Here is a 12,807-nt window from a genome sequence, read left to right on the forward strand (position 1 = left end):
TATACATATATTTAAATTAAAAATTCTAAGGGTAAATATGTTTAAACACTCATTAACAATAATCATACCCGCTTATAATGTCGAAGACTATATTAAGGAAACACTTGATTCACTAGCTAATCAAACGAAAGAACCAGATGAAATTATAATTATTGATGATGGTAGTAATGACAAAACCTCGAAGATTATTCGATGTCATAATCTAATACCGAAAATAAAGCTCATTGAAACTAAAAATAGAGGACAAGGAGCTGCACGCAATATAGGTATAAATCAAGCAACATCGGAGTATTTATATTTTTTTGATTCTGATGACTTGTTGATTGATAGTTTTGTAGAGCATGTAAAGCAGCAGCTTGTAGATAATAACCAACCTGATATATTGTTATTCTCTGGTAAGTCTTTTCTCGACTCTATGCTAGAAAGAACAAGTTTTAACCCTTGTTATATAAGGCCTTTCGAAGGTAGATATAATAACCAAAATGATTTTTTGAAAGAGTTAGTGCAGTACCCTGAACTTTCATGTAGCCCTTGTCTATATGTAAGTCATCGCTCTATATGGAGCGATAATAACTTAAAGTTCAATCACTTTTATCATGAAGACGAAGAGATATTCTATCCTCTACTATTTAGTGCTTCAAAATATGTAGTAAGTAAAAAAGTATATTTCTTACGTAGAATTCGAGCTAATTCTACAATGACAGGTAAGAAAGGTGTTAAGCATGTAGAAGGACAGCGTGCTATTTTGATCTCATTACATAAACTTATAAATGAAAGTCGTTCAAATAAGCTTAAAAACAAACTTCTTCGACGTCGTATGGGTATTTTTACTTCAAACTATGTAAAAGTGTCTTTTGAGACACGTACGAAAGTAGATAAAAAATTATTGTTACGTTCAATAACTACTTCTAAGTCATTAAAAGTTTTACTGAAGGTTTTGATGTTAAGAAAACTGTTATAGGTATGACTAGCGTTACTAGCAGTATATATATTTTATACTACTTAGTTAGTGTTTTATTAAATAAAATAGACTTTCTTTTTGTATAAATAATAACTACGATGTGTCTTTTTAAGGATAAGCAAAATGAATAATAGTATCGGTATAAAGAAAAAAAGGCGATTATCTTTTTTCTCCGTAGTGGTCCCTGTATATAATAAAGAGCCACATATTTATCGTTCTATAAATTCAGTTTTGAAACAAAGTTTTGGTGATTTTGAGTTGATTATAGTTTGTGATCCCTCAACAGACAACAGCAATGAGGAAATTGCTAAGTTTGATGATCCAAGAATCCGTGTACTTTATCGAGAACAACCTGGACCTGGGGGTTATGCAGCTCGTAATCTCGGTATTACCAATGCTAAGTCAGACTGGATCGCTTTCTTAGATGCAGATGATGAGTGGTATCCTGATCATTTAAATAATGTTTATCAGTCTGTAATAAGCAATGATAAATGCTCTATTATATCTTGTGGTTGGAAGATATACGAACACGATGCTTATCGATTAGATAACTATTCCAGACGAAATGCAGAAAGTCATACTATTAGCTTCTCAGACTATCTTTCAAGTGAGATTAATTTTGGAAGACCTATATGGACATCTGTAGCGTGTATTAAAAAGGCTGTACTAGTAGAAGCTGGAATGTTTCCTGAAGGAAAAATAACCATGGGGGGGGATGTAGATACTTGGTTAAGATGTATAGAGGCCGCTCAAAGTATGTACTGGTCTAAGCATATTGGAGCTATATACTTTACAGATTCCATAAACATGGTAACTAAGACAAGTATCATTGATCCTGATCTTCATCACCAAACTTTAATGGCAATGTTGAATAAAGACTATTCTGATGAAATTATCAGAAAATTGAAAATAAGATATAATAACCTACTAACGGTTGCTTGGAATCGAAATATGCATATGTTAGTAGATGAAAATTTTGTACTTAGAGGTAAGCTGTTTTTTAAAGTTCAACCTGTTAAGTCTGGTTTTTATACTATATTCTCTTCATTACCATTAAATATTTCCAAACCAATACATAGTATTACATACTCTTTGTTAAAACTTAAGAGAAAATTGGTTTAACTGACATGAAAATATTTTATTTATGCCAAGATGCTACTGGTATGAATCTATTTTGTATTTTTTATACATACATTTGCTATAAGATCAACCCTAGTAAGAGTTATAACATTTTTTAGAGTACGTCGAATGTATATGTTATTCTTAATCAATTCCATAGAAAAGATTAGTTGAATACTACTTCAATAAAAATTTAATAGATACTAGAACTGCAAAAAAGGAATAAAATTGTTACTATATACAAAAGTCTTTGATATTCTTGCAATAGTTCTATCATTTTTATTTATATATGCTGTTAATTTTAATGGCTTTACCTAACTTTAGCTATATAGTGTATTGTATTACATTCCGATATTATTTCTTACTTCATCCTAAACATAATAATATATACACTCTCTCTCTATTTCTCTAATAAAAAATAAATATGCTTTTTAATAAACGTTTTGCCATACTTTATATTTTTTATGTTTACTGTTTCATACACAGTTTTCAGAAACACTTACGATTTCGCCTTCTCAAGACCATTATTACACACTTTAGCATCAATTCCTGCATGTATTTTACTAGCCTCATATATTTTTAATTCATATCGTAAAGATGAAAATGATTTTCTACCGATATATAATTACCTTAAATATATATTGTATATACAGGTATTTTTGATAATTTTTATGTTGTTTTTTCCAACTACGGCTGAAGTAATAAATTCTTTTACAAAAACTACTGAACAAATCGATAGATTGTCTGGATATCAGGGTTCAAGAGGACTTGGTTTATCAGGTTCTATTGCTTTTGGTTTAGCGGTAACTTTAGCGCAGCTTTTATACATTGTGTTTTGTCTTAAATTAATAATCCAAAATAACAAACTGACAGTAGCTGATTATATAATCTTAATTTTTACTGCCATTGCTGTACTATCTGCTGGTAGAACTGCGATAGCAGGAGTTGGAATATTTTTATTAAGCTATTTATTGATAAGTTCAAAAGAAAATCGCTGGTTTTCAATTATAAAGTTTGTTTTTTTAGTCCCGTTATCTGTAGTTCTATTCTCAATATTTTTGTTGCAGTTAGATATTCCATCTATATCAAGATATATTTTCTATGTTTTCCAGCCAATCCAACATTTTATTGATTACGGAAATTTTGGTGTCAGTTCATTACAGGGACTAGAAGATATGTACTATGTTCCACCTCAAGAAACTATGCTGATAGGAGATGCTCGTTATTCTAATGTGAATGGATCGGGTTATTATATGTCAGTAGATGCTGGATACATGCGATTTTTACTATTTTTTGGACTACCATTATCGGTGCTATTTTATTTTATCTGGATTGCTCTGTTTTATTACAATTATACTAGACTTAAAACGATTATTCCCAATTCCTTTTATTTTTCTCCTCTCTATTTTAATTCTAAGCTTTTTATATTTCAATATAAAGGTGAGTTTATATTCTGTAGCTGTTGCTTTTAATAAAATTTTATTTATTTATTTATTTATAGTTATTTGTTAAAGAATAAGAAGAGTATCGGTAGTACCTAAGAGGTATTTATCATGATTTGGAGGTTGGTATGTCAGATATTGCTGTTCTAGTCCCGACTTATAAACCAGGCGATTATTTAGAACGTTGTCTAGACAGTTTAGAAAATCAAACTTTATCAAGAAGTGAATTCAAAGTATATTTGGTATTAAATGGCTCGGAGGGTAGTTATAAAGTATATATTCAGACTGTATTGCAAAATTATCACTTTAATTATGAGTTTTTTGATATCAAAGAGGCAGGTGTTTCAAATGCAAGAAACTTTCTAATTGAAAACTCTACAGAAGACTTTATTGTATTCCTTGATGATGATGACTTGATTAGCCAAAATTACCTTGCGGAATTACGTTCAGTAACTAGCGAAAGTTTTATGGGTATAACCAACATTGTTAACTTTGAGAAAGATTTGAGCTCATTAAAATCCAACTATATTGGTAACTCTTTCTTAAAACTAAAATCTATTGAGACTTCAAAAACAAAATCTAGAAAGTATTTCTCATCGCCAGTCGCCAAAATGCTTCATCGTAAGATGATTGGAGAGACAAGGTTTAATACAAATCTGTCAGTTGGTGAAGACTCATTATTTATGACAGAAATATCTAATAAAATTAAAGGTATTAAAAAAACTGATAATGATGTCTTGTACTATGTATGTGAAAGAGAAGGTTCAGCGACACGATCTAGAATAGATAAACCAAAAGAAATAAAAAGAGTCGCATATCTCACTTATTTATATAGTAAAATGTTATTTTCACCTCGTTCTGACAAAACTTTTTTATTAACTAGGGTTCTAGCAACCGTTAGGCATTTGAAAAAGATATTTTGATCTCTATATTTTTAGAAAGTGGTTATGAATTACGGAATAGATTATATGAAAATACTATATCTACATCAATATTTTAAAACTCCTAATATGTCTGGAGGTACTCGCTCTTACGAGATGGCAAAGCGCATGGTGGCAGCGGGTCATGAAGTACAAATGATTACGACTTGGACAGATAAGACAGAACATTCAAACTGGTTTCATGAAAAAATAGATGGTATTGATGTCCATTGGTATCCAAATGCCTATGACAATAGCATGTCATTTAAAAAAAGAATTGAATCATTCATAAAGTTTGCTCATGCGGCAACCAAAAAGACAGCGTCATTTAAAAGTTCGGATATTATTTTTGCAACAAGTACACCGTTAACTATTGCTATACCTGCAGTTATAGCCTCAAAGTTATTAAAAATACCTATGGTTTTTGAGGTAAGAGACTTATGGCCAGAAATCCCTATCGCCATTGGTGCCCTTAAAAATCCTGCACTTAAACTAGTTGCAAAAAAACTTGAGCGCTGGGCCTATAAGAACTCAAGTGCTATCGTTGCGTTGTCTCCAGGAATGAAGCAAGGCATACTAAACACTAAATACCCTTCAAATCAAGTTGCAGTGATTCCAAATAGCAGTGATAATTTTGAAATGATGCATGACGACAGTGCTGCCGCTCAATTCCGTAAAGAACGAGAATGGTTAGATGATAGCCCTCTTCTTGTGTATACAGGTACATTCGGAAAGATCAATGGTGTAGGTTACATGGTGTCGTTAGCGAGCGAGCTACAACGTTTAAATTCTAACGTAAAGATTTTGCTTGTTGGTGATGGTGCAGAAAAACCAAAGGTAATTGCAAAGGCTAAAAGTGCTGGAGTCCTCGAAGAGAATTTATTTATTGAGCCATCAATGCCCAAAAAAGATATTCCCGCTCTATTGAGTGCAGCAACGATGGCATCTGCTTTGTTTATTGACTTACCAGAGATGCGTCCAAACTCTGCAAACAAATTCTTTGATGCATTGGCTTCGAGCACTCCTGTGCTACTTAACTATGGGGGCTGGATGCATGACTTAGTGCAACAGCATTCTTGCGGTTTAGCTATGTGGCAACAGCCAATAAAGCTAGTAGCAGAGCAGCTTAATGAGGTAATGAACGATGATGAATGGCTAAAACAAGCGGGCTCGGCTGCCCGTAGACTGGCTGAAGAAGAGTTTGATCGAGATGCTCTTGCTGCACAACTCATGTCTGTACTTGAATTAACGATTCAAGGTAAAACAAATAATATAGAGTCTATCGCTGCTGGCGAATACTTATAGGATTAGAACATGAAAATAGCAATTGCTGGAACAGGATATGTCGGTCTCTCTAACGCTATGCTTTTGGCGCAGCATAATGAAGTAGTAGCAGTAGATATCATCCCAGAAAAAATTGACTTGTTGAATGCAAGAAAGTCACCTATCGAAGACATGGATATCCAGTCTTTTTTGGATAGTGATAAAATAAACTTTGTAGCCACCTTAGATGCTAAGGCTGCTTATAGTAATGCTGACTTTGTAATTATCGCTACACCTACCAATTATGATTCACAGACCAATTACTTTGATACTAAAAGTATTGAATCGGTTATTGCTTCTGTAATCAACATTAATCCTAAAGCTATAATGATTATTAAATCTACAGTACCTGTAGGTTATACCGAAGAGACCAAAAAAACTTTTAATACACCAAACTTGATTTTTTCTCCTGAATTTCTACGTGAGGGTAAAGCACTACACGACAATTTGCATCCATCACGTATTATCATAGGTGAGGGCTCTGAACGGGCACACCAGTTTGCTGAGTTATTGCTACAAGGCGCAATTACCAAAGATGTTGATATGCTATTTATAGGTAATACAGAAGCTGAAGCGGTCAAACTCTTTTCCAATACTTATTTAGCCATGAGAGTCGCTTATTTCAACGAACTTGATAGCTATGCTGAGTCCCTAGACTTAGACAGTCGACAAATTATTGAGGGTGTTGGCCTAGATCCTCGTATTGGCAATCATTATAACAACCCTTCATTTGGATATGGTGGCTATTGCCTACCTAAAGATACAAAGCAGCTATTAGCCAACTATCAGCAAGTGCCAAATAACATTATCCGAGCTATTGTAGATGCCAATCGTACCCGAAAAGATTTCATTGCAGAGTCTGTATTGAAAAGAAACCCCAAGACAGTGGGAGTATATCGTCTTATTATGAAAGCTGGATCAGATAACTTTAGAGCTAGTGCTATACAAGGTGTTATGAAACGTATAAAAGCAAAAGGCATTGAAGTCATTGTATATGAGCCAGTGCTAGATGATGACGAGTTTTTTGGTTCACGTGTTATTCGAGACTTATCAGATTTTAAGCAAGAGGCTGATGTTATTCTCACTAATCGTTTAGCAGATGAATTGGAGGATGTGGCTAATAAGGTGTTTACTCGTGATTTATTTGGTAATGATTAAGACGTAAATTATGCTAGCAAACAAATCATAGCTTGTTATATCTTCTAAATTAACAGATATTTATTAAATTGAGTTTATAAATGATAAAACGCCTCTTCGACATAACCGCTGCCACCACAGCATTAGTGGTTCTCTCTCCGGTATACGCCATTACTGCATACAAAGTCAGTAAAAACTTAGGATCACCAGTGCTATTCCGTCAGACACGTCCTGGTCTACATGGTAAGCCCTTTGAGATGCTTAAGTTTCGCTCGATGAAAGATGCTGTTGACGCTGAGGGCAATGTACTGCCTGATAGCGAGCGTCTAACAGATTTTGGTAAGCGTCTGCGTGACAGCAGCTTGGATGAGCTGCCTGAGCTTTGGAATGTGATTAAAGGCGATATGAGCTTGGTAGGGCCGCGTCCGTTATTGATGGAATATCTGCCGCTATATAATGATGAGCAAAAGCGCCGCCATCATGTGCGCCCTGGTGTTACAGGCTATGCGCAGGTCAATGGGCGTAATGCGATTGGCTGGAATGAAAAATTCGCGCTTGATACTTGGTATGTGGACAATCAATCATTATGGTTGGATATTAAAATACTACTTAATACAGTAAAAAAAGTGGTTATCAAAGATGGTATTAGCGCTGATGGTGAAGCGACTATGAGTAAGTTTAAAGGGAATATATAGTTAATAATAATAAGGAAGTCAAAATGAAGCAGTTAATCGGTATATATGGCGCTAGCGGGTTTGGCAAAGAGTTGTTGCCTTTAGCGCGTGAACAGTATCCAGAAGCAAGTATTTGTTTTGTAGATGACGGATCACAAGACGAAGAGTTAAATGGTTATAAGATTTATAACTATGAAGCCTATTTAGGCTTAGCTCCTAAAGATAAAGCAGTGGTTATAGCCATTGCAGATAGTAGAATCCGTGAAATATTAGTAGCTAAATGTAGTAAAGACAATATCGCTGTTTTGTCTGCAAAAGCATCTAATAGCATTGTATTAGATGCAGTCGAAATAGGAGAAGGTTCAGTACTGTGTCATTTTACTCAACTGACTTCTAATATTAAAATTGGTAAGCAATTTCACGCTAATATTTACAGCTATATCGCTCACGATTGTGTCATTGGCGACTATGTGACCTTTGCCCCGCGTGTCAGCTGTAACGGCAACATTCATATTCACGACCATGCCTATATCGGCACGGGGGCAGTCATCAACCAAGGCACACCTGATAAACCCTTGATCATTGGTGAAGGCGCTATCGTTGGGATGGGTGCTGTGGTGACTAAAGACGTACCCGCCGGAGCCGTAGTAGTAGGTAATCCAGCACGACCTTTGAGTAAATAATTTGCTAAAACTAGCACACTATAAATCTTATGACTTATTATAAAAAATTGAGAACCTTATGCTAAACACTCCTTTCTCACCATGGCCCAGCTTTACTCAAGAAGAGGCGAACAAGGTCAGTGCTGTTTTATTGTCTAATAAAGTTAACTACTGGACAGGGCAAGAAGGGCGCGAGTTTGAAAAAGAATTTGCAGCGTGGGCAGACAGCCAATACGCAGTAGCCGTTGCTAATGGCACACTTGCATTGGATGTGGCATTAAAAGCGTTAGATATCGGTGCAGGTGATGAAGTGATTGTCACGCCGCGCACCTTTATTGCCAGTATCTCTTGTGTGGTCAATGCAGGTGCGACGCCTGTATTTGCGGATGTGGATGCCGAGACTGGTAATATCTCGCCTGAGACCATCAAAGCGGTACTGACGGACAAAACTAAAGCCATCGTTTGTGTGCATTTGGCTGGTTGGCCGTGCGACATGGACGGCATCATGGCGCTAGCAGAGCAGCATGACCTCTATGTGATAGAAGACTGCGCACAGGCTCATGGTGCAACTTATAAGGGTCGTAGCGTGGGTAGTATTGGGCATATTGGCGCTTGGAGCTTTTGCCAAGACAAGATTATGACTACTGGCGGTGAAGGCGGTATGGTCACCACCAACGACGAGGCACTATGGCGCAAGATGTGGGCGTATAAGGATCATGGTAAGAGCTACGCTGCGGTTTATGAGACACAACATCCGCCAGGCTATCGTTGGTTGCATGAGAGCTTTGGTACTAACTGGCGCATGACTGAGATGCAAGCAGTAATTGGGCGTATCCAGCTACAGCGTATGCAGGATTGGACCGCTAAGCGCACAGCCAATGCCCATGCTATCCTTGATGCTTGTGAAAAGTGGCAAGATAAAGGCTATTTGTCTGTACCTAGACTAGAGCAAACGCCAGAGTTTGCCGATTGCACCCATGCCTATTACAAACTATATGTCTACGTACAGCCAGAGAATTTGCCAGCAGGGTGGTCACGAGATCGGATTATCGCGGAGATTAATGCATTAAAAGTGCCTTGCTTCTCCGGCTCCGCTTCTGAAGTCTACCGTGAAAAAGCCTTTGATGATACAGGTCTGCGGCCAGCAGCGCCATTACCAATAGCCAAGCAATTAGGTGAGACGAGTCTCATGTTCTTAGTACATCCAACTTTGACTGAGTCAGAGATTGAACAAACTGTGCAAGCTATCGAACAAGTATTTACCAAAATGGCTGATGCTGTGTAAGTATAATCTGTATTATTAAGCTATTATTTATCAAACCTTGTTATAAAAGCAGACCCTTATGAATAAAAAGTTAATGACGGCATTAACTGCCAGTATTGTATCAATGTCTTCTATGCTAGCCACAACCGCTACTGCGCAAAACCTCTATATGAATGACTTGCGCTTAAAGGCTGATATCGACTGGCTCAACACTCAAGGCGTCACTCAGATCAGTACCAGCACTTGGCCGTTGACGGCTAATGAGATTGAGCGCGGACTATTGGGCGCCCAGTTAACTACGCCTGTGCAGCAGCAAGTCGTGCAGTCTATCCAAACCCGTCTTAATAAAGATCGTGAGTCCTTAGTTAAAGCGACTGGCGAGCTCTCTATACAGACCGATCGTCAACAGCTGCCCCAGAGCTTCGGCGACGATAAACTCGCCGGACAGCAGCTTAGTGGCTCGGTAGGGTTGAGCGAAGCCAATTGGGAGTTCAATCTGCAAGCTAATGTCAAGAATGATGAGCTCATAGATGATGATTCTGACGTCAGCTTTGAAGGCTCTTATCTGGCGGGTATGGCTGCTAACCAATGGCTAGTCGCTGGTAAGATTCCGACTTGGTGGGGTCCTGGGCATGACGGTAGCCTGATTCGCGGTGATGCTAGTATCCCGGTGACCGGCTTTACTATGCAGCGTGATACGCAAACTGCGCCTGATTATAAGTATTTAAACTGGGTCGGACCTTGGCAGTATCAGCTATTTGCTGGGCAATTGGATGATTATGATGCGGTTCCTGACGCTAAGCTATTTGGCGCGCGTCTAACCGCTAGTCCATTGCCTTGGTTAGAAGTCGGCGCTTCACGTAGTTTTATGTGGGGCGGCGAGGGTCGACCTGAAAGTTTAAGCTCCTTTGGTGATGCCATATTAGGTACCAAAGATAATGGTGGTCGTGATGGTGGCGATCCAGCCAACCAATTGGGCGGCTTTGATGCCAAACTCAAGCTCGCCTCACTGATTGATGTTCCGGCTAGCGTCTACGGTCAGTATATCGGTGAAGATGAAGCGGGCGGCCTACCGGCTAAAAACATGTATCTAGCCGGCGCTGACTATGCTTCATCTGCTTACGGCAAGCCCTATCAGCTGTATGCTGAATATACCGATACGCGTACCAGCGGTGAGGTCAGAGGCATCTCCTATGACCATATTAACTATACCGATGGTTATTATCAGCAAGGCTATCCGTTAGGCTATGCGCTTGGCGGTGATGCTGAGAGTGTGGCAGTAGGTGGCCGCTTATGGCTTGATGAGCGTAACTTTATCAATGCCAAACTACAACACGCTAAAGTCAATCAGTCAGGAGAGTTAGACTCTCGCACTGGGGAGGCGGATAACCAAGCCTATCCAACAACGGATAAGCTCACCGCTGTCGATGTTGCATGGGAGTATCAGCTGCAGCCGCTGACCAAAGTTAGCACAAGACTATGGGCAGTAGACTCAGATGTAGAGTCAACCGATGTCGGTGTTGGTGTCGGTATTGAGCTGGCAACTTATTAAACCAGAGCATTTATAGAACGGAAGCTTTATAAATGTAGACATTGTTTGCTCTAGCTGTTATCTAGTTATCACTAGATAACATAAAAAGCGGCCATTGATATCATATCAATGGCCGCTTTTTTGTGCCTGACTCTCATTCTATCTCAATGATTATCACGACAGTCAATAATATTCACAAGCTAAATCCCATACTTACCAGTAGCTTAGTAGTTATTGACTATCTATAAGCCTCTATTTCAACCAAGTATATGACTACCTTCTATAAGCTAAAAACTTAGCCTAGCTATTTAGCAGTTTTGACTATCCTTACAGACCTCTAAATTAGTAATGAAGTTTTGTTGTATTTTTCAGATAAATACTATATAACTATAAGTAGATATATATATTCAACTATTTATATATAATTGTTTTGTTAAGCGGGTAACAGCAGATTGCTAGAGAGTGACAGATAATGCCATAAACATAGCTGCTCTGAATGGCAATGAAACTGTTTTAGATTTGGCATAGCTCAGTTAATAAAGGTCTCATTATGCGTATTCATCTTTTTCAGCGCTTAACGATAATGTGCTTATTGGTCTTGGGTACTATATCAGGTTGTACCAGTATTAACTCGGGACTGCAAGTAGGCAGTTTGCCACCTAGCGGTGCTTTTGTAGCAGAAAATGGTATGACCTTTCACGTGGAGCCATTGACTATAGCTAATTTGCCAGCCAAACAGGTACCCGTACTCGATAATAATTTATCTCGTTTAATCAAAACCTCAGCGCCAATAAGCTATCGGATTAAAGCAGGCGATGTTATGAGTATTGCCCTTACTGACTATCCCAATATCAGTAAATCAACCTCGAGTCTGACCGTAGATCAGCAAGGCTTTATTCAGTTTCCATTGATAGGCCGTCTTAAAGCAAGCGGTATGAGTGTGCCGCAGTTCACTGCCACATTGCAGAGTCGGTTACAACGCTATCTTAAATACTCAGATCCGCAAGTCAAAATGGTTAACTATCTAGGTAGCAAATTCTTTATTGATGGCGAAGTCGCGAAGTCTGGTGAATATCCTATTGCTGATGTACCAGTCACTTTATACAGTGCTTTGTCTATGGCAGGGGGCGCTACTACCGAAGGTGATTCAAATAATATCGTCTTAAATCGCCGCGGTAAAAACTACAACTTAGGACTACAGTCGCTCCGGCAGCTCGGCTTATCCGCCAACCAAGTCTACATACAAAACGGCGACTCCATCCATGTCAATAGTCAAGACCGTAATAGGGTCTATGTATTGGGCGAGTTTGGCCGCGTGGCACCAGTTGCTGTACCTGAGCAAGGGCTGAGCTTAGCGCAGGTACTAGGTGAGTCGAATGGTCTTAATTCATTCACAGCTGACGCGGCAAGGGTATACATCGTCCGTGATAATCAACAGTACAACTATACTCATATCTATTATGCCGACATGAAAACCATCACCGGCTTAGCACTAGCTAATCGTTTCGAGATGCAAGCCAATGACATTCTCTATGTTGATCCGACAGGTCTAACGCGTTGGAACCGAGTCATCAGTGCTTTATTACCATCGACATCTGCAATCAACACGCTTTCAGGCTTTTAGGTAGAAGAGGGTGAGAAGGGGTAGCCGCGTGAGCTGTAGCAGGGCTGTGGGACGGGCCAACTGACAAAGACAGTACCAATCCTTATGAGGTTAATAATACGGTGCGGATAGCAATTAGCAATTAGCAAAGATAAGCGTACCTTGGGCACT

General features: G+C 38.4%; 11 protein-coding genes. All 11 read left to right on the forward strand.

Annotated features, from left to right (window positions below; translation table 11 throughout):
* Positions 1–37 precede the first annotated feature (37 nt).
* The 11 genes from JMY03_RS09625 (at position 38) to JMY03_RS09675 (ending at position 12,657) form a co-directional block, all read left to right on the forward strand.
* Complete coding sequence (locus JMY03_RS09625; protein ID WP_201603421.1) at positions 38–961, forward strand: glycosyltransferase family A protein; 924 nt, start codon at positions 38–40, stop codon at positions 959–961.
* Positions 962–1,084: 123 nt separating this feature from the next.
* Positions 1,085–2,083, forward strand: coding sequence for a glycosyltransferase family A protein (locus tag JMY03_RS09630; RefSeq protein ID WP_201603423.1), 999 nt, complete (start codon positions 1,085–1,087; stop codon positions 2,081–2,083).
* 668 nt (positions 2,084–2,751) lie between these two features.
* Positions 2,752–3,552 (forward strand): hypothetical protein, encoded by an 801-nt coding sequence (locus JMY03_RS09635; RefSeq protein ID WP_201603425.1) that lies wholly within the window; start codon positions 2,752–2,754, stop codon positions 3,550–3,552.
* Positions 3,553–3,650: 98 nt separating this feature from the next.
* Positions 3,651–4,445, forward strand: a complete 795-nt coding sequence (locus JMY03_RS09640; RefSeq protein WP_201603427.1) for a glycosyltransferase family 2 protein — start codon at positions 3,651–3,653, stop codon at positions 4,443–4,445.
* A 24-nt stretch (positions 4,446–4,469) separates the two neighbouring features.
* Positions 4,470–5,747 carry a glycosyltransferase family 4 protein gene (locus JMY03_RS09645; protein WP_265089636.1) on the forward strand — a complete coding sequence of 426 codons (1,278 nt, stop codon included), beginning with the start codon at positions 4,470–4,472 and terminating at the stop codon, positions 5,745–5,747.
* Positions 5,748–5,756: 9 nt separating this feature from the next.
* Complete coding sequence (locus JMY03_RS09650; protein WP_201603434.1) at positions 5,757–6,923, forward strand: nucleotide sugar dehydrogenase; 1,167 nt, start codon at positions 5,757–5,759, stop codon at positions 6,921–6,923.
* 80 nt (positions 6,924–7,003) lie between these two features.
* Entirely contained in the window at positions 7,004–7,597 is a 594-nt protein-coding gene (locus JMY03_RS09655; RefSeq protein ID WP_201603435.1) for a sugar transferase, read from the forward strand.
* 23 nt (positions 7,598–7,620) lie between these two features.
* Positions 7,621–8,259, forward strand: coding sequence for an acetyltransferase (locus tag JMY03_RS09660; RefSeq protein ID WP_201603436.1), 639 nt, complete (start codon positions 7,621–7,623; stop codon positions 8,257–8,259).
* Between the two features lie 58 nt (positions 8,260–8,317).
* Positions 8,318–9,523 (forward strand): DegT/DnrJ/EryC1/StrS family aminotransferase, encoded by a 1,206-nt coding sequence (locus JMY03_RS09665; protein ID WP_201603438.1) that lies wholly within the window; start codon positions 8,318–8,320, stop codon positions 9,521–9,523.
* 58 nt (positions 9,524–9,581) lie between these two features.
* Positions 9,582–11,054 (forward strand): capsule assembly Wzi family protein, encoded by a 1,473-nt coding sequence (locus JMY03_RS09670; RefSeq protein ID WP_227675587.1) that lies wholly within the window; start codon positions 9,582–9,584, stop codon positions 11,052–11,054.
* 529 nt (positions 11,055–11,583) lie between these two features.
* On the forward strand, positions 11,584–12,657 hold the full coding sequence (locus tag JMY03_RS09675) for a polysaccharide biosynthesis/export family protein (RefSeq protein WP_201603440.1): 1,074 nt from the start codon (positions 11,584–11,586) through the stop codon (positions 12,655–12,657).
* Positions 12,658–12,807: the final 150 nt, after the last annotated feature.

It is taken from the genome of Psychrobacter submarinus (assembly GCF_904846685.1).
Lineage (GTDB): Bacteria > Pseudomonadota > Gammaproteobacteria > Pseudomonadales > Moraxellaceae > Psychrobacter > Psychrobacter submarinus.